Origin of the sequence: Sphingomonas sp. Leaf21, from assembly GCF_916858675.1 — a bacterium.
GTDB lineage: Bacteria > Pseudomonadota > Alphaproteobacteria > Sphingomonadales > Sphingomonadaceae > Sphingomonas.
Genome location: NZ_CAKASM010000009.1, coordinates 1 through 16,983 on the forward strand (window position 1 = coordinate 1; position 16,983 = coordinate 16,983).

Sequence of the window (16,983 nt, forward strand, 5' to 3'; positions counted from 1 at the left end):
GATGCTGTCGCCCGTCGAGTTCGAACGGCAGCAGGCTTTGATGGCTCAAGGCGTCTAGAAAACTAGGGGCTACTCAACGTGACGACCCGGCATGTCCGCAAGCGCCCAGTGACGGCCTCTAACTCTATCTGAGCGGCACGACCCGTCTGTTCGGCGGCGACGATCGCTTCTTCTGCCGCCTTCTCGCCTTCCAGTGCCGTCTCGGCTTCGACGCGACGATCGCGATCGCCGGAACGCTGGGAGCTGTACGCGACCTCGTTCGGTAGGGCGGCCGCGCCGGGCCGCGCGTGAATCAAAGCTTCGTGGGCCAGGCCAGTATCGACACTCCCTTGTCTGTGCCTCCGGGACATGACATTGAGGTGATGTCGAAAAAGGCAGCCTTGGCGTGGTAAGCCCAAGGCCTCTCGGTGACGAGAGCTCTGGTCTTTGGTCTTGTGCCAAGGAGTCCCCACGACGGACATGGCCATCATGTGATGGTTATCAGTCCGTCGGTGTGAGTCTCTCGGTCGAGAAGCGCGCCGGTCGGATAACGACTGTGGAGCCAGCCGATGGAACACTATATTGCAGATCGCCCGAATGCGCTCATTACTGGCGTCAGTCGACGCGCCGGACTGGGCTTTGCCACGGCGCAGCGCTTGGCCGAGCAGGGCTTCAGGGTGTTCATGGGAGCGAGGGATGTCGCGAAAGCGGAACCCCTTGCGGCGGAATTGCGCGAGCATGGACACGCGGCGCATATGCTGTTCCTGGACTTGGCAGACCCCGAGAGTATTTGCGAAGCCACTTGCGTGTTGGAAGGCCATATCGATTGCCTGGACGCAATTCCTGCTTCTCGCCCACCAGCGGGAAGACCGCTTCCGCATAGATGGATTTGGTGGTCTGACGCCCATCCGGGATATATTGGGTGTAGGGGAAGAGCGGGGACAGCACCGTCGTCCGGAGCCCCTTGACCTGCTGGTCGTTGAGTTCGGCGTTGATCGTCATCCAAACCTGACCGCCGGGCAAGGTCACCGGCAGCGGACCGGCCAGGCGCAGCGACGGTGCCAGGTTCGACGAGTCGCCGCCGCCCTGCCGGGTGTAGTAAGGCGTCGAATCGTAGGGAATGGCGACCGGATAGGCCAAGGTGTCGCGGAAGCCGTTCAGGGTTCCCGCCCCGAGCAGGCTGGAAGCCTCATAGGCTACGCCGGGGGCGGAGTCGCCGACCGTACTCCGCGACTTGGAATAGGCGACTTCGGTCACCGCCTGCCAGTCATAGGGCAGCTTGAAGATCGCGCCGCCCAGCGTGCGGAACGTCGACGCCGTGCTCTTGACGGTCACGTCATAGCGCGGATCACCCGGCAGGGTGACGAGCACATCCTGCGTGAACGGGTTGTTGGCCGCAGTGGCCGACAGAACGAACGTCTGAAGGACGTTCGCGGAGGTGCTAAATGCCGTCGAATGTTGCAGCCCGACTTCGGCATAGGCGGTCAGCCAGGTGTTGAATTCGCGACGCACCGCCAGCGACCCGCTATATTGATCGACCGGGAAGATCAGCGGCGTGCGCTTGCCGAAACCGGACGCGGTATTGGGCTGATCCAGATTATACTTGCCGATCCCCGCCAGCAACGGGGTGATGCCCGCCGTCTGCACCCCGGCATATCCCTGGGGAATGGTGCCGTACATGCTCGTCAGGGTCTGGCCACCATAAGCAGGCTTCAGCTGCAGCGGCTGGCCGTTATAGGACATGAAATTCGGCGTCGTGCCCTGCGGCGGATAGGCGTAGGCGCCGTAGAAACTGTCGGGGTTGTTCGCCAACAACGCCTTCAGCCCACGCTGGCGCAGATTTTCGCGGTCGCTGTAGAGCAGCGGTTCCGACTTGGTCCAGTTGGCGGTCAGCGACACGCGCGTCCGGCCATGCTCCAGCGGCACCCCGGCGACGAGATCGATCGTGCCGCGCCCCTGCTTGAAATCGCTGGTATTGTCATAGTTGAGCGACAGTTCGCCGCCCTTGAAGTCGCGGCGCAGCACGATGTTGATGACGCCGCCCGACGCGCCGCTGCCATAGATGCCCGACGCTGAGGATGCGAGCACCTCGATCCGCTCCACCGCCGCGATCGGGATACCCGTGATCGACGGCTGGCTGATGTCGCCATCGCCCAGGTTGATGCCCGGCTGGCGACGCCCGTCGATCAGGATCAGCGTGTCGCGCGACCCGATCCCGCGAAGGTTGATGTTGCTCAGCCCGACCCGGGTCCCGGCGGACGTGCCGCCCGCCTTTGGCTGATCGCCGGCAATGGGCGAGGTGTTGACGTTCAGCTGGTTGCGCAGGAACGCTTCGAGGTTCGGCGCGCCGCTGCGCTCGATTTCCTTGCGGTCCATGACGATGAAGGGCTGGCTGTCATTCTGCGTGCGTTCGATGCCGGTGTTGAGCGTCCAGTTCCGCCGTCCCTTCACCAGAATGTCAGGGGTGGCGCTGTCTTTGATTTCGTCGCCGGCCAAAGGGCGGAGCGCCACCGCGCCATCCTCCGTCGTGACCAGCTTCAGACCGGTGCCCAGCAACAGCCCCTGCAGCGCGAGGGTCGGGTCATAATTGCCGCGAAGCCCGTCCGTGCGCTTGCCGCCGACATCCTCCATTCGATAGATGATCTGGCGCCTGGTGATCCTGCTCCAGGCCTGCAACGCCTCGACCAGCGGCCCCGCCGGAATGTCGAAACGCTCCGTCGTCCGCGCCGTCTGCGCGGACTGAGCCACCGCCCCCATCGGCATCATCGCCGTCAGCGCGGTCGCCCCCAATGCGGCCGCAACGATCTGCTTCTTCATCTGACTGCCCCCATCTCGGAGCGCGCGTGATCACGTCGCCCCGCAATTTCGACAGTTGACGGGGGCAAACCTGTAACATCTAATTACAGATAAATGGCGACTGTCTTACATTTTCCAATAAATCAATGAATTACGATGACCGCCGACTTTGGTGTTACGGGTTCTTCCGACTCGATTGTCTTCAAGGTCGGTGATAGCTCTGACAAGGGAGTGCTTGGGACGATCGATGATTGACGACGCGCAGCTTGAGCGATGGTTTTGCGACGAGGTGCTTCCCCTGGAGGCGTCGCTGACCCGCTATCTGCGCCGCAATTGGCGTTCGTCCGAGCAGATCATGGATATCCGGCAGGACATATACGAGGCGGCACTGAACGGCGGGCGGCAGGGATTGCCGACCAACACGCCGGGTTACGTCTTCACGATCGCCCGCAACATCCTCATCAACCGGTCGAAGCGCGAACGGATCGTCCATTTCGAGCAATTCTCCGATATGGAGAGCATCGACCTGGCGGTGGACCGGTCGGCGACCGAACGCCATCTCGAAGCGCGCGACGCGCTGCGGCGGGCCCAGCAGGGGATCGACCGCCTGCCGCCGCGCTGTCGCGAAGTGGTGCGGCTGCGCAAGATCGAGGGGCTGTCCATCCGCGAAGCGGCCGAACGCATGGGCGTGGGGGTCGACACGATCGAGCGGCAACTGGTGCTGGGCATCCGGGCGATGGCCGACGCGATGCTGGGCGGCGCGGGCAAGATCCGCCGTGGACCGTCGTCGGCCGCCGACAGGGCGCGCCGTCAATGACCCAGGCTCACGAGATCGAGGAGACGGCCGCGCGCTGGATCGTCCGCCGGGAAAACGGCGACTGGTCCGCCGAGGACGAAGTGGAACTCGCGGCCTGGCTCGACGAAGGGACGGCGCACAAGGCCGCCTTCTGGCGACTGCGCCACGGCTGGGCCGCAGCGGATCGCGTGGGAGCGCTGGGTTTCCACACCACACGGCCCCGCATCCGTCGATCCAGGCCCTGGACGATACTGCGGGGGATCGGTCCGCGTGCGGGCGGCGCCATCGCCGCGTCGCTGGCCTTGCTGGTCGGGGTGGCGACCTATACGCGCCAATCGTCCGGAGACCATCCCGCGGCCTCGTCGCAGGTCGCGGTGCAAACCCCGGTCGGCGTGCGGCGGACGATCGCGATGCACGACGGCAGCCGGATAGAGCTGAACACTGCGACCACCGTGCGCACCGCGTCGGCGGGGGACGCGCGCGAGGTGTGGCTCGACAAGGGCGAGGCCTATTTCGACATCGCGCATCGCCCCGACCACCCGTTCATCGTCCATGCGGGGCCGCGCACCGTCACCGTGCTGGGCACGCGGTTCACCGTCCGGCGTGACGGGGAACAGGTCACGGTCGCCGTCCTCTCGGGCCGGGTCCGCGTCGAGGACGCGACCGCCGGGTCCGCCACGCGCGCGGCCGTCATCGGACAGGGCGACATCGCCTATGCCCAGCCGCACGGCACGCTGGTCGCGCTGGCCGCACCGGCACGGGTCAGCGCGATGACCGGCTGGCGCGAGGGCCTGCTGGTGTTCGATAACCAGCGGCTGGCCGACGCGGTGGCCGATTTCAACCGCTACACCGACCGGCCGATCCGCATTGCCGATCCCAAGGTGGCGGATATGCGGATCGGTGGGACGTTCCAGATCGGCAACAGTGCCGGCTTCCTCGACCTGCTTCATTCCGCCTACGGCCTCCAGATACGGTCGCAAGCGAACGAGGTCGTCGTCGAGCCATAGCGATCATGCGCGAAATACTGGAGTTGAGCGCGGCCTGCCGTCGTGCCCTGGCCGACGGCTTCGCCCGGCGATCGTTCGTCTGCCGGGACCAGTCACAAGCGGAAGCGAATCGTCCCCCCGACCGTGCGCGGATCGCTCGGCGTCCCGACGATCAGCCCCGAATTGCCCGCCTGGATGGTCAGGTTCTGAATGTAATCCGCGTCGAGCAGGTTGCGTGCCCAGACGATCAGCTCCAGCCCATCGGCGAAGCGGTAGCCGATATTGGCATTGGTCAGGTTGTAGCCGCGGATATAAGTGAAGCGTGACAGGCTGGGGTCGCCGTTGAAACCGCTGCGCGAGGCGGTGTCGATATGGACGAAGACCTGCCCATCACCGACCGGTCGCTGATAATCCAGCCCGGCGGTGATCGCGAAGCGCGGCAGCGAGGCCAGGCGGCGGCCGGTCAGGCTGCACCGGGTCGTCGCGGCCGTCTGGACCTCCAGCGGGCACGGACCTGCGGGATAGTTGGTGTATTCGCCGTCCGAATAGGCGAAGCTGGTGCGGGCACTCAGGCCCGGCAGGATCAGCGCGGTCACGTCCGCCTCGATCCCCTTCACCGTCACCTCCGGAATGTTGGACAGGTAACCGCGCAACTGCACCGTCTGGGTCAGCGAATTCTCGACCACCGTCGCCTGGAAGTCGCGGACCTTGGTGTAGAAGCCATCGATGTTGAAGATCAGGCGGTTGTCGAACAGCGTGTTCTTCAGGCCGATCTCATAGGTTTCGTTGCGCTCGGGCCGTACCACGGCGGTGGCCAGCACCGGGCGGTTGTTGCTGTCGAGCGGCAGGCCCGACATGTTGATCCCGCCCGATTTGAAGCCGCGCGCATAGCTGGCATAGGCCATGGTCGTGTCGGTCAGCTGCCAGGCAAGGTTCCCGCGCCCCGACAGGCTGCCGTCGCTGTCATGTGCCTCATAGCTTTGCGGGCGCAGCACGCCGAGGCGGGCGTTGATGAGCGCGGTGTTGGTCGTCGCAGGGCCACCCGAGACGGTGGTGTTGTAGTAGCCATCCTTGTCCTCCTGCGTGTAGCGCAGGCCGGCCGTCGCGGTCAGGCGGTCGAAGACGCGGTAGTTGACCTCGCCGAACGCGGCATAGCTGAGGCTGCGAAAGTCGGTGCGGCCATCCTGCCCGTAGCCGTCGAGCAGGTTGGACGGCACCGGCGTCACGACGGCATTCGCGCCCGTGCCGGTCGTGACGCTCGTCCCGATCAGATAGCGCGCAGCCGCCGGACCGTAGATGCTGATCGGCCGCCCGGTCAGTCGCTGGCGGAAGCCGTAGAGGCCGACGACATAGGACAGCGGGCCGGTGCCGTTCGAAGCGAGACGCAGTTCCTGGCTATACTGGTCCTGCCGCGACGGAATGTGCTGCGATAGCTGGACCGGAATGCCGGTATAGTCCCGGTCGTTCTCGGCATCCCAGTTCCAGAAGCGCCACGCCGTGACCGAGGTCAGCGTCACCGGGCCGAGGTTCCAGTCGGCGATCGCGCTGACGCCGCCTTCGTTGGTATCGACGCCGAGCGGGCCGTCGATGTCGGTTTTGCGATCATAGGGGTTGGTGCTGGGCGGGGCATAGCCGAACTGGGCGGCCAGACCATTCGGTCCCCCGAACTGTCGGTTGGCGGCGCGCAGGCTCGTGCCGGTACGCAGATAGACCTGTGTGCAGCAATAGGCCTGGAAGTTGGTGAAGTCGGCGATGACGCGCATCTGGATCGTGTCGTCGGGCTTGACCAGCAATTGCCCACGCACGGCCTGGGTGCCGAGCGTGTTGGCCGCGCGGCCGGTGCGGACATTGTCGAGCACGCCGTCGCGCCGCGTCGACACGCCCGAGATCCGATAGGCGATGGTGTCGGTGATCGGCCCCGACGCCCAGCCCTTCGCCTGCACGAAGTTGTAGTCGCCATAGGACAGCTCGGCGAAGCCTTCGCGGGCGAAGGTCGGCGCGCGCGTCGTGATGTTGAGCGCACCCGCCGTCGTGTTCTTGCCGAACAGCGTGCCCTGCGGCCCGCGCAGTTCCTCGACCTGCTCGATATCGGCGAAGTCGAACGCGGCGGTCGCGGGACGGGCATGATAGACCTGATCGACATAGAAGCCGACGCCCGGCTCCAGCCCGTCATTGGCCTGGCTGACCGCAACGACGCTGGAGCCGAGCCCGCGGATCGTGAAGGCGGTATTGCGCGGGTTGGCCGAGCTATAGTTCAGCGTCGGGATCAGCGTCGTCAGACCCTGCGTGTTGACCGTATAGCTCTGATCGATGAGGTCACCGCCCACCACCGACAATGCTGCGGGCACGCGCTGTGCATCCTCCGCCCGACGCCGGGCCGTGACGATGACGTCGGGCAGGCCCTCGTCCCGATCCCGGTAGCTTGTGGCCGTGTCCGATGTCGTTTGCGCCAGGGCGGGTGCGCTGAACACAGGAATGACTGTTGCACACAGGAGAACTGCGAACCGCTTCGACATCGACGATACCCCGTTTGGAGCGGCCGTTGTCGCCGCTTTATATCCGGTCGTATATCGATGCTATATTCAGCCGTATATAGAGATTTGCCGTCCCTGCAGCGATCAATCGGGGGCCAGCGGTTGCTCACGCAGATATTGGCGCAGCTGCGCATAGGCCGGGCGGTCGACAATCGCCGAAGCCTCACGCTCCATGTCGCGATAGGCCTTGAGCACCGCGAGGCCCGTTGGCGACACCCGCGCGCCCCGCTCGCGTCCGCCGCCCTTGATCGTCTCGACCACGACCGGGTCGAAACAGCGGTTCATCTCGTCGACCAGCAGCCACGCACGGCGATAGCTCATGCCGAGCGCCCGCCCGGCCGCGCTGATCGAGCCATGTTCGATGATCGCCTCCAGCAAGTCGGCCTTGCCCGGCCCCATGGCCAGTGCATCGCCGCAGGCGATCTGGATCTTCAGCCAGAGGGGGCCGAGCTTCACGTTACTTGCCGATCATCACGTCGCTGGCCTTGATGATGACCGTCACGGCTTCACCCTCCGCCAGGCCCAGGTCGGCAATCGCTTCTTCGGTGATGTTGGCGGTGACGACATTGCCACCGCCGATGTCGACCTTGATCGAACCGTTCACGGCACCCGGGGTGATCGAGACGATCGTGCCGGAAATCTGATTGCGTGCGCTGAGCTTCATGATGATCCTTCGGTTGAACGACCACTGGTTCTAACCCGACCGGCCCTCATCGCCTATACGTCGCCTGCACCCGAATGGCGCGTACAGTCGACCTATTGAGAAAACCAGGCAGCGCCGATCGGGCGCATCCCGGCCAAGGCGCTGCTCATCGTGCAAGCGTGGAAGCCGACGGCCGGGGCGAGGATCGAGCTTGCCAAACTCGATCCTCGCCGGTCTCACTCACGCGATGTCAACGAGAATGACCTCGCTATCCTCGATCGCGGTGACGCGGAGCGTCTCGGTCTGGTCGATCGCGGCGCCGTCGCGCGCGCCGACGCGCTGCCCTTCGATCTCGACCGCGCCGGTCGCGGGTACGAGATAGCCGCGACGTCCGGCACCCAGCGCATATTCCGCCGTCTCACCGGCCTTGAGCGTCGCGGCCACGACCCGGCCATCGGTGCGGATCGTCAGCGCGTCCACGTCCTCGGCATAGCCCGAGGCCAGCGTCACGAACTGCCCCGCCCGCTCGCCCTTGGGGAAAGGACGTGCGCCCCAGCTCGGCTGTTCTCCGCGCGCATTGGGCACGATCCAGATCTGGAAGATCTTCGTCGTCACGTCCTCCAGATTATATTCCGAATGGGTGATGCCGGTGCCCGCGCTCATCACCTGGACGTCGCCCGCCTCGGTGCGGCCCTTGTTGCCCAGATTGTCCTGATGCGTGATCGCGCCTTCGCGGACATAGGTGATGATCTCCATGTCGCGGTGCGGGTGCGGCGGAAAGCCCGTCTTCGGGGCGATCGTGTCGTCGTTCCAGACGCGCAGGCCACCCCAGCTCATGCGGGCGGGATCATAATAGTCGGCGAAGCTGAAATGGTGCTTGGCATTCAACCAGCCATGATCGGCACCACCGAGACCAGCGAAGGGACGAACCTCGATCATCATCTATCTCCTTGAAGCCGGGCGGATCGGCCCGTCTGTTGCCCCGGATATATGTCTTGCCGACATGCCTGCTCAGTGAGATAAATCTGGCGCCAACGTTCGATGGAATTGAAATGTCAAATCCCGGCTTTCCCACCTTCGACCAGATCAAGATTTTCCTGGCGGTCGTCGACACGGGCAGCTTCGCGGCGGCGGGACGCAGGCTGAACCGGGCGGTGTCTGTCATCAGCTATGGCATCGCCAATCTGGAGGCGCAGCTTGGCGTTCGGCTGTTCGACCGCGAAGGCACCAAGAAGCCGGTCCTGACGGTCGAAGGCCGCGCCGTCCTGGCCGAGGCGCGGGCGATCGGCGAGGGCGTGGATGGCCTGCGCGCCAAGGTGAAGGGGCTGCTCGAGGGGCTGGAGGCGGAGGTCAATCTGGCGGTCGACGTGATGTTGCCCGCGCCCCGGCTGGGGACGATCCTGCGCGCCTTCCGCACCGAATTTCCGACCGTGTCGTTGCGGTTGCATGTCGAGGCGCTGGGCAGCGTCACCGCGATGGTGCTGGACCAGACGGCCGCGATCGGCATCTCGGGACCGGTCGCGGCCGGGATCGAAGGGGTGGAGTGCATCGGAGCGGGCGCACTGGCGATGGTGCCGGTCGCCTCGCCCGATCACCCGCTGGCCCGGATGGAGCGCATCGCGCCCGGCGCGGGGCGCGACCATATCCAACTGGTATTGACCGACCGCTCGCGCTTTACCGAGGGGCGCGACTATTCGGTGATGAGCCCGCGTACCTGGCGGCTCGCCGATCTGGGGGCCAAGCATTCGCTGCTGCGCGAAGGGATCGGATGGGGCAACATGCCCCTGTCGCTGATCGAGACCGACCTGGCGACCGGTGCGCTCGTGCGGCTGCACATGCCCGATCATCCCGGCGGCATGTACCGCTTTGCCGGGGTCTGGCGGCGGGACCTGCCGCCCGGCCCCGCCGCATCGTGGCTGCTCCAGCAATTCGTCGAGGCGGGGGCGGCCGATCGCGACATGCCGGGACTGGGCGAGATCTGAGCACCGGGCGGCCGGATACCCTCCCCTACGCCTTGACGACTCCGTTCGATGCGGGGTGAAGCGTGCAGGCGATCGTACCACCCAGCACCAGCGCCCCCGCCAGCGCGAGCGGCGCGGCGAGCCCGACGTGCAGCAGCAATGCCGCCCCCACGCATGCGCCCACGAAGATCGCCGCCACCGCCGCGATGCGACGTGTCCAGTTGGGGTTGCTTCCCCCTGCAGCGGCGGAATCGGCCGCGAGACCGGTCAGCGTCAGCGTCAGGACGGTCGTGGTCAGATCCGCGACCTTCATCTGGCGGATGGTCGCGTTGCGAAACCCCATGGCCAGCCCGGTCAGCGCGATGATCGCGAAGACGGGCGCGGACGCCGGGCTGTCGCGGCCCATGCCGATCGCCAGCGCGGCGGCGACCCATAGCAACGCGGTCTCGATCGCCGCTGCGGTCAACAGCCAGCGGCGCTCGGGGCGACCGACATGCGCGCGCGCCGTCCGCCCGCCGATCAGCGCACCGACCAGAAAGCTCAGCAATGCCGCGACGAAGAGGGGCCAGGCAAAACCCGGCGTTCCCGCCGCCGCGAAGCCCAGAAAGACGATGTTGCCGGTCATGTTGGCGGTGAACACCTTGCCCAGCCCCAGCACGCTGGCCGCATCGACCAGCCCGGTCGTCACGGAAAGCACCAGCAAAAGGGGTATGCGCGGGTCGAAACGGGGAGAGTCGGTCATGGTCGTCATCCTTAGAACCGGAAATTCGCCTCCAGCCCCCACATGCCCGTCGTTCGGGCCGGGCCGGTCTGGCGAATGAAGCCGCCCGGCACAAAGGCCGAGAGTGAGGTAGAGAGTTCGAGTTCGGGCGTCGCCTGCCACGCCAGCGCGACCTCCGCCTGCTTGCCGATGAACCTCGCGGTCGCGGTGCCGGGCGCGCGGATCAGGTTGCCGGGAATGTCATAGACGCCGTCACCCGGCGACTGCCGCCAATAGGCCATGGCGGCGACGCTCGCCGACACGCCGTGCCCCAGCACGAAGCTGGCGCGCGGATTGACGTTGATGATGTTGCTCGGCCCGATCGGCGACAGCTCACCGAAATATTTGCCCTTGGGGAACAGGGCGTTGAAGGTGCCCAGCCGCCTGTCTCCGGCATGGCCGTCGCCGCTGGCCATGTTGAACCGCAGGACAAGGTCGGGTGACAGGGGTGCGGCGGGAAAGCGGTGGCCCAGCTCGGTCGCCACGGTCCAGGCAAGAATGGATCGATCGGCGAACCGCCCGAACTGCATCACCCCCTCGACATTCCAGTGCCAGGGTCCGGCCGCGCCATAATGGCGAGCGCCAAGGCTGTGGCGCCGTTCCACCCCGGTGATGCCGCCGAACGAGGCGAGGCGATTGCGATAGCCGAGATAATAGAGGTCCAGCCCGCCCTGCCCCCACGGCATGGTAGCATAAGCGCCCCAGAGCGACTTCGCCGTCGAGCTACGGTCGTCGAAGCTGTGCGGCTCCGGCTGGACCGGCCGCACCGCCAGCAGGTCGATCCGAGCGCCCGGAAGCGACACGATCGCCCGGCCACCATCGAACGCGAGCGGGACATTGGGGCCATAGCGCGTGCCGATCAGCCGCTCGCTTCCGAAGGACAGCATCTGTCGCCCGGCACGCAAGGTCACGCCCACCGCGTCGCTCGCGCCGGTTTCGGCGGGGCCCAGTCGGACGTCGGCGAAGCCCTGCAACAGGTCGACGCGAGTCTGGTCGATCGGCCCGGCGGCGGGCGCGACGCCGATCGCATAGGCCATGATCGGCTGGACGAAGCCGCGCACCCGCCCCGCATGAAGATCGGCATAGGGCAATGCGCGCAGCCAGACATAGACATCATCGGGCGCGGCCGCGCCGCCCCACAGATTGTCGCGATACGCCTCGCGCCGCGCCCGCAGCTCCAGCCCGGTCGTCAGATAGGCTCCGTCGTCACCGAGGGGGATGTATTTGAAGGGCTCGGTCCAGCGGTCGTCGCGGGCATCGGGATCGGCCAGCCGGTCCCAATGCTCGTCATAGCGCACGATGGTCAGCGTCGGGGCCTGCCACGCCTCGGTGCCGCTTTGCCCCGCGGCTCCGGCATCGACCTGCACCGCCGAAGCCGCAACCGCAACCAGAAGGGCGACCTCAAGCACGGTCTCGCCCGGCGATCATCGCGATCAGCACGAAGCCGCCGATCAGCCCGATATGCTCGAAAAAGCCGTTGGTCGCGGCGAAACGCCCGGGCCCGGGGGGCATCGTCCAGAAGGCGTTGGCGGTCAGTGCGGCGAGCGCGGTGAACACCCCCAGCATTCCCGCCCCCAGCCAGACGAAACGCCCCGTCAGGATCAGCAACGGCCCGACCAGCTCGACCGCGATGGTCAGAGCGGCCCAGATCGCGGGCGGCGTCATGCCGAAATGCGCCTGCTCCGCCACCGCCCCCGGCCAGTCGGTCAGCTTGACGATGCCGCCCAGGAGATAGGCGCCGCAGAGCGCAAGCCGCGCGACGAACCACGCCAGGCGGCTCTGCACGATCACGTCGACGAAGTGAGGGGTGGTGGATGCGCGCATGTCAGCGGATCACGGGCGCGTGTATTTCGGCGATATACCCGCCGGGAAAACGGACCATCACCGACTGGCGATCGCCCGCGACATGCGGAGGGACCAACGTCTCGACCCCCGCCGCGCTCGCCCTGGCCAGCGTCGCCTGCAGGTCGGTGACCTTATACCCCGTCACGTCACGGCCATAGGGCCAGGGCAGTTGGCCGTCCGACACGATCACCATCATGTCGCCATAGCCCGAGGTCAGGCGCACCCGGCGATAGGTCTTGCCCGGCTGACCGATGTCTGCGCCGTCCGCCGCCGCATCGTCCGAAAGCACCCGCGCATGAGCATAGCCACCCCAGCTCTTCAGGAACGCGCCGGCCGCATCGGCGGTCAGATAGACGCGGTTCTCCGGCACGGTCGCCAGCGGCGCGTAGTTCGGCTTGGTGGTATGCCAATAGAGCTGCATGTTGATGCCGCCCGGCCATTGCACCACCACGTCGCGCCCGATCGGGTCGGGGAAGGTCGTGGTGACCCGCACCGCGCCATGCTTCACCGCCGCCGCGACCGCCTTGTCCATGTCGGTGACGAGATACCCCGTCCGTTCCTGCCCGAAAGGATAGGGAATGGGCGTCAGGAAACCGAAGGCGGAAACGCTGCCTGCGGGCGTCAGCGCCAGTTGCGACTTGGTCTTGCTGGGGGTCGGCGTGACCTGAAACGCGCCCTGCTTGCTCAGGCTGCCGCCGAACGTGGCGACGAAGCTGCGCATGAAGGCGTCATACTGGTCCTGCGGAACATAGACATGCGTCGTGTCATATTGCGGGCCGACCGCGAAATCGGGGGTTTTCTGGGCCGTGACGGGCGCCGTGCCGAACAGGACGACGGCCGCCAGGAACATGGTCTTCTTCATGGCAATTCTCCTTTGGTCGGGATGGATCAGACGGCCCAGCAGCCGCAGCCGAACGAGCCCCAGAAGCTCTGCACATCGGCGGCGGGGACATCGGCGCCGAGTGCGGCGGCATGGTCATGGCCATGCACCGCGCAACCGCTCGCGCAGCCACAGGCGCTCGCCAGCGTCGCGGCGCGCTCCGGCGAGCGGTGATAGCCGCCAAAGGTCGCGACCGGGGACCAGTCGGGCATCGGACGGGGCAGCGACGGCGCAAGCGGGGCGTAATCCCCCTCCCCCGACACGACCCTGCCGCCCAGGATGGTCAAGACCGAGCGGAGGTGCGGGATCTCGCTTTCCGCCACGGCGAAATAGTCGTTCGACAGGACCGCCAGATCGGCGAGTTGCCCGACCTTGATCTGCCCCTTCTTGCCCACCTCGTTCGAGAACCAGGTGTTCTCATGCGTCCACATGCGAAGCGCCTTTTCGCGGCTGACGCGATTGGCACCGGGATAGAGCGACAGCCCGCCGACCGTCCGGCCGGTCACCAGCCAGTTGAGCGACACCCACGGGTTGTAGCTGGCGACGCGCGTCGCATCGGTGCCAGCACCGACGGGAATGCCCGCCGCGATCATCCTGCCGATCGGCGGCGTCCGCTCGGCGGCCTTCTGGCCATAGCGTTCGACGAAATATTCGCCCTGATAGGCCATGCGGTGCTGCACCGCGATGCCGCCGCCCAGCGCCGCGATCCGATCGATATTCCGGTCGCTGATCGTCTCGGCATGGTCGAAGAACCAGTTGATGCCGGTCAGCGGAATGTCGCGGTGAACCTTCTCATAGACGTCGAGCGCGCGACCGATCGTCTGGTCATAGGTGGCATGAAGCCGCCACGGCCAGCGATGCTCGGCGAGTAGCCGGATGACCGGCTCCAGATCGCCCTCCATGCCGGGCGGCAAATCGGGGCGCTCGACGCGGAAATCCTCGAAGTCCGCCGCCGAATAGACCAGCATCTCGCCCGCGCCGTTATGGCGATAGGTGTCGTCGCCCTGTCCCGGCGACACCTGCTTCACCCAGCCGGAGAAATCGGCCAGCTCTTCCTTGGGTTTCTGGGTGAACAGATTGTAGCTGATGCGGACGGTCAGCTGGTCGTCGGCGTGCAGCTTCTCGATGATCTCGTAATCGTCGGGGTAGTTCTGGAAGCCACCGCCCGCGTCGATCACGCCGGTGACGCCAAGCCCGTTCATCTCGCGCATGAAATGGCGGGTCGAATTGAGCTGATATTCCGGCGGCAGCTTGGGGCCCTTGGCGAGCGTCGAATAGAGGATCGTCGCATTGGGCCTGGCAAGCAGCAGCCCGGTCGGATTGCCCGCCGCATCGCGCACGATCTCGCCGCCCGGCGGGTTTGGCGTGTCCTTTGTATAGCCGACGACCCGCAAGGCCGCGGCGTTGAGCAGGGCACGGTCGTACAGGTGCAGGATGAAGACCGGCGTGTCGGGCGCGACGGCGTTCAGCTCGGCGATGGTCGGCAGGCGCTTTTCGGCGAACTGATGCTCGGTGAAGCCGCCGACGACGCGCACCCATTGCGGCGCGGGCGTATTGTCGACCTGGCGCTTCAGCATCGCCATCGCATCGGCCAGCGTCGGCACGCCGTCCCAGCGCAATTCCATGTTATAGTTCAGCCCGCCCCGGATGATGTGCATGTGGCTGTCGATCAGGCCGGGAATGATCCGGCGCCTGCCCGCATCGATCACCTGCGCGCGGGGCGCGGCGGCGCGAACCTCCTGCTCGGTGCCGACGCACAGGAATTTGCCGTCGCGGATCGCGATCGCCTGCGCCTCCGGATTTTCACGGTCGAGGGTCGTGACCTTGGCATTGACGAGGATCAGATCGGTCATGGCGGCATTCCTTCGGGCGGCGAGCAACGGGGACGCGGCGGTGGCGGCGAGCCCGGCGAGCGTCTGGCGACGGGTGGGCATCATGGTTTGCGGTCCGGGGCCGGAGCGGTGACCGTGCTGGCCGGGGCGCCGATCCAGTGCCGCGCCACCGGCACCGCCTGTTCGCCCAGCAGGATGCCGAACAATCCGACCAGCGCGATCACCGGCGGCGCGGGCGATTTGACGCCGAGGAGGCTGTAGACGATGCCGACCAGCAGACCGGCACCCAGCGAGAGAAGATAGGGTTTCATCGTACAGCCTCCCGACGGTCGATCAGCCGCGCACGAAGGCGAGCAGATCGGGGTTGATGACGTCGGCGTTGACGGTCAGCATCCCGTGGCTGAAACCCGGATAGATTTTCAGCGTCGGGTTCGGCAGCAGTCGGGCCTGAAGCTCGGCGCCCTGATGATAGGGAACGACCTGATCGTCATCGCCCGCCAGGACGAGTGTCGGGACGGTCATCGCCTTCAGATCGTCGGTCTGATCGGTTTCCGAAAAGGCCTTGATGCCCGCATAATGCGCCTGCGCGCTGCCCATCATGCCCTGGCGCCACCAATTGGCGATCACGCCCGGCTGTGGCGTCACGCCTTCACGGTTGAAGCCGTAGAACGGCCCGGCGGCGACATCCTGGAAAAATTGCGCACGATTGGCGGCGGTGCCGTCGCGGAACCCGTCGAAGACGCTGATCGGCAGGCCGTTCGGATAGGCGTCGGTCTTCGCCATGATCGGCGGGACCGCGCTGACCAGCACCGCCTTGGCGACGCGCCCCTGCGGGATGCCATATTGCGCGACGTAGCGGGCGACTTCGCCCCCGCCGGTCGAATGGCCGATATGGACCGCGTTGGTCAGGTCGAGGTGGCGGGCGACCGCATCGGCATCGCTGGCATAGTGGTCCATGTCATGGCCGGTGCCGATCTGGCTGGAGCGGCCATGGCCGCGCCGGTCGTGCGCGACGACACGGAAGCCTTCGTTCAGGAAGAACAGCATCTGACTATCCCAGTCGTCCGACGACAACGGCCAGCCATGATGGAAGACGATCGGCTGCGCGTCCTTGGGGCCCCAATCCTTGAAGAAGATTTCGGCGCCGTCCTGCGTGGTCACATAAGTCATGGGTCGTTCCTTTCGATTATGAAGCGGGTGAAGGGATCAGGCGTGGCCGCCCTCGGAAGCGCCGAACATGGTCTTGGCGTAGGTGACGCCCAGGCCGTAGGCGCCGCCCCATTTCCGGGCGATGTCGGTGGTCGAGGCGTAGGTTTCGGTGCGCGCCCAGTCGCGTTGCAGTTCGAGCAGATATTGCAGCGCCGTCATCGGCTTGGCGCCGAGCTGGATCATCCGCTGCACCGCGCGGTCGTGCGCCTCGACGGAGATGTCGCCACAGGCATCGGCGATGAAATAGACGTCGAAACCCTGGTCGATCGCCGATGCGACGGGGCCGACGATGCACACGCTGGTCCACAGGCCCGCGAACACGATCCGGTCCTTGCCGATCCGGTTCACTTCCTCGATCACGGCGGCGTCTTCCCACGTGTTCATGCTGGTGCGGTCGAGCATCGGCTGACCATCGAACGCCTCGACGATCTCGTCGAACATCGGGCCGGAGAAGCTCTTCTCGGCGACCGTGGTCAGGATGGTCGGCACGCCGAACGACTTGGCGGCACGGCTGACCAGCGCGGCGTTGTTGCGCAGCAGCTCGGCGCCGATAGACTTGGTCGCGAAGGCCATTTGCGACTGGAAATCGATCAGGATCAGGCTGTGGTCCGTCGGCGACAGCAGCGAGGAACCGGGGGTCGGGGTGGCTTTGGGCATCGTGTCTTCCTTCCTGTTTTTCGAGCGACTTGGCTGGTGTTGAGGGGAGATTATGCAAGACCGTCTTGGCGGAATATCCCGATAGTTTCGGCCTTCTCGTTCAAG

The 16,983-nt window shown here is 66.0% G+C and carries 16 protein-coding genes and 1 pseudogene; 4 read left to right on the plus strand and 13 right to left on the minus strand.

Going from position 1 to position 16,983, the window contains the following annotated elements; genetic code table 11:
* The first annotated feature begins 548 nt into the window (after window positions 1-548).
* Complete coding sequence (locus LRP66_RS18335; protein ID WP_443026678.1) at window positions 549-947, plus strand: SDR family NAD(P)-dependent oxidoreductase; 399 nt, start codon at window positions 549-551, stop codon at window positions 945-947.
* 1,078 nt (window positions 948-2,025) lie between these two features.
* Here the strand turns inward: LRP66_RS18335 and LRP66_RS18340 are convergent.
* Window positions 2,026-2,796: pseudogene (locus tag LRP66_RS18340) on the minus strand (TonB-dependent receptor); the annotation flags it as partial.
* 226 nt (window positions 2,797-3,022) lie between these two features.
* On the opposite strand from LRP66_RS18340, the gene LRP66_RS09405 reads away from it, so the two are divergent.
* Window positions 3,023-3,592 carry an RNA polymerase sigma factor gene (locus LRP66_RS09405; protein WP_230482241.1) on the plus strand — a complete coding sequence of 190 codons (570 nt, stop codon included), beginning with the start codon at window positions 3,023-3,025 and terminating at the stop codon, window positions 3,590-3,592.
* Entirely contained in the window at window positions 3,589-4,578 is a 990-nt protein-coding gene (locus tag LRP66_RS09410) for a FecR family protein (protein WP_230482242.1), read from the plus strand. The genes LRP66_RS09405 and LRP66_RS09410 overlap by 4 nt, the downstream gene beginning before the upstream one ends.
* A 92-nt stretch (window positions 4,579-4,670) precedes the next feature.
* Here LRP66_RS09410 and LRP66_RS09415 read toward each other — a convergent pair whose 3' ends face one another.
* The 4 genes from LRP66_RS09415 to LRP66_RS09430 all read right to left on the minus strand — a co-directional run bounded on the left by LRP66_RS09415 (window position 4,671) and on the right by LRP66_RS09430 (window position 8,673).
* The gene (locus LRP66_RS09415; protein ID WP_230482243.1) at window positions 4,671-7,073 is read right to left on the minus strand and encodes a TonB-dependent receptor; all 2,403 of its coding nucleotides are present in this window, start codon (window positions 7,071-7,073) and stop codon (window positions 4,671-4,673) included.
* A 102-nt stretch (window positions 7,074-7,175) separates the two neighbouring features.
* Window positions 7,176-7,547 carry a winged helix-turn-helix domain-containing protein gene (locus LRP66_RS09420; RefSeq protein WP_230482244.1) on the minus strand — a complete coding sequence of 124 codons (372 nt, stop codon included), beginning with the start codon at window positions 7,545-7,547 and terminating at the stop codon, window positions 7,176-7,178.
* A 1-nt stretch (window position 7,548) separates the two neighbouring features.
* Window positions 7,549-7,755 carry a TOBE domain-containing protein gene (locus LRP66_RS09425; RefSeq protein WP_230482245.1) on the minus strand — a complete coding sequence of 69 codons (207 nt, stop codon included), beginning with the start codon at window positions 7,753-7,755 and terminating at the stop codon, window positions 7,549-7,551.
* Between the two features lie 219 nt (window positions 7,756-7,974).
* Window positions 7,975-8,673, minus strand: coding sequence for a pirin family protein (locus LRP66_RS09430; protein ID WP_230482246.1), 699 nt, complete (start codon window positions 8,671-8,673; stop codon window positions 7,975-7,977).
* A gap of 113 nt (window positions 8,674-8,786) precedes the next feature.
* On the opposite strand from LRP66_RS09430, the gene LRP66_RS09435 reads away from it, so the two are divergent.
* Window positions 8,787-9,716, plus strand: coding sequence for a LysR family transcriptional regulator (locus LRP66_RS09435; RefSeq protein ID WP_230482247.1), 930 nt, complete (start codon window positions 8,787-8,789; stop codon window positions 9,714-9,716).
* A gap of 25 nt (window positions 9,717-9,741) precedes the next feature.
* On the opposite strand, the gene LRP66_RS09440 is transcribed toward LRP66_RS09435, so the two are convergent.
* The 8 genes from LRP66_RS09440 to LRP66_RS09475 all read right to left on the minus strand — a co-directional run bounded on the left by LRP66_RS09440 (window position 9,742) and on the right by LRP66_RS09475 (window position 16,878).
* Window positions 9,742-10,437: a YoaK family protein gene (locus LRP66_RS09440; RefSeq protein WP_230482248.1), complete on the minus strand. Its 696-nt coding sequence runs from the start codon at window positions 10,435-10,437 to the stop codon at window positions 9,742-9,744.
* Between the two features lie 11 nt (window positions 10,438-10,448).
* Window positions 10,449-11,822: an alginate export family protein gene (locus LRP66_RS09445; protein WP_230482325.1), complete on the minus strand. Its 1,374-nt coding sequence runs from the start codon at window positions 11,820-11,822 to the stop codon at window positions 10,449-10,451.
* A 34-nt stretch (window positions 11,823-11,856) separates the two neighbouring features.
* The gene (locus LRP66_RS09450) at window positions 11,857-12,279 is read right to left on the minus strand and encodes a DoxX family protein (protein ID WP_230482249.1); all 423 of its coding nucleotides are present in this window, start codon (window positions 12,277-12,279) and stop codon (window positions 11,857-11,859) included.
* Window position 12,280: 1 nt separating this feature from the next.
* Entirely contained in the window at window positions 12,281-13,162 is an 882-nt protein-coding gene (locus tag LRP66_RS09455) for a VOC family protein (RefSeq protein ID WP_230482250.1), read from the minus strand.
* Between the two features lie 26 nt (window positions 13,163-13,188).
* Window positions 13,189-15,033: an amidohydrolase gene (locus tag LRP66_RS09460; protein WP_230482326.1), complete on the minus strand. Its 1,845-nt coding sequence runs from the start codon at window positions 15,031-15,033 to the stop codon at window positions 13,189-13,191.
* A gap of 80 nt (window positions 15,034-15,113) precedes the next feature.
* Window positions 15,114-15,323 (minus strand): DUF1427 family protein, encoded by a 210-nt coding sequence (locus tag LRP66_RS09465; protein WP_230482251.1) that lies wholly within the window; start codon window positions 15,321-15,323, stop codon window positions 15,114-15,116.
* A gap of 22 nt (window positions 15,324-15,345) precedes the next feature.
* Window positions 15,346-16,182, minus strand: coding sequence for an alpha/beta fold hydrolase (locus LRP66_RS09470; protein WP_230482252.1), 837 nt, complete (start codon window positions 16,180-16,182; stop codon window positions 15,346-15,348).
* Between the two features lie 36 nt (window positions 16,183-16,218).
* Window positions 16,219-16,878: a hydrolase gene (locus LRP66_RS09475; RefSeq protein WP_230482253.1), complete on the minus strand. Its 660-nt coding sequence runs from the start codon at window positions 16,876-16,878 to the stop codon at window positions 16,219-16,221.
* Between the last annotated feature and the right edge of the window lie 105 nt (window positions 16,879-16,983).

Bases quoted from the DNA above. Each gene is read 5' to 3' on its own strand.
- LRP66_RS18335 (WP_443026678.1), top strand. From the start codon at position 549: ATGGAACACTATATTGCAGATCGCCCGAATGCGCTCATTACTGGCGTC.
- LRP66_RS09405 (WP_230482241.1), top strand. From the start codon at position 3,023: ATGATTGACGACGCGCAGCTTGAGCGATGGTTTTGCGACGAGGTGCTT.
- LRP66_RS09410 (WP_230482242.1), top strand. From the start codon at position 3,589: ATGACCCAGGCTCACGAGATCGAGGAGACGGCCGCGCGCTGGATCGTC.
- LRP66_RS09415 (WP_230482243.1), bottom strand. From the start codon at position 7,073: ATGTCGAAGCGGTTCGCAGTTCTCCTGTGTGCAACAGTCATTCCTGTG.
- LRP66_RS09425 (WP_230482245.1), bottom strand. From the start codon at position 7,755: ATGAAGCTCAGCGCACGCAATCAGATTTCCGGCACGATCGTCTCGATC.
- LRP66_RS09430 (WP_230482246.1), bottom strand. From the start codon at position 8,673: ATGATCGAGGTTCGTCCCTTCGCTGGTCTCGGTGGTGCCGATCATGGC.
- LRP66_RS09435 (WP_230482247.1), top strand. From the start codon at position 8,787: ATGTCAAATCCCGGCTTTCCCACCTTCGACCAGATCAAGATTTTCCTG.
- LRP66_RS09440 (WP_230482248.1), bottom strand. From the start codon at position 10,437: ATGACCGACTCTCCCCGTTTCGACCCGCGCATACCCCTTTTGCTGGTG.
- LRP66_RS09450 (WP_230482249.1), bottom strand. From the start codon at position 12,279: ATGCGCGCATCCACCACCCCTCACTTCGTCGACGTGATCGTGCAGAGC.
- LRP66_RS09455 (WP_230482250.1), bottom strand. From the start codon at position 13,162: ATGAAGAAGACCATGTTCCTGGCGGCCGTCGTCCTGTTCGGCACGGCG.
- LRP66_RS09460 (WP_230482326.1), bottom strand. From the start codon at position 15,033: ATGACCGATCTGATCCTCGTCAATGCCAAGGTCACGACCCTCGACCGT.
- LRP66_RS09465 (WP_230482251.1), bottom strand. From the start codon at position 15,323: ATGAAACCCTATCTTCTCTCGCTGGGTGCCGGTCTGCTGGTCGGCATC.
- LRP66_RS09470 (WP_230482252.1), bottom strand. From the start codon at position 16,182: ATGACTTATGTGACCACGCAGGACGGCGCCGAAATCTTCTTCAAGGAT.
- LRP66_RS09475 (WP_230482253.1), bottom strand. From the start codon at position 16,878: ATGCCCAAAGCCACCCCGACCCCCGGTTCCTCGCTGCTGTCGCCGACG.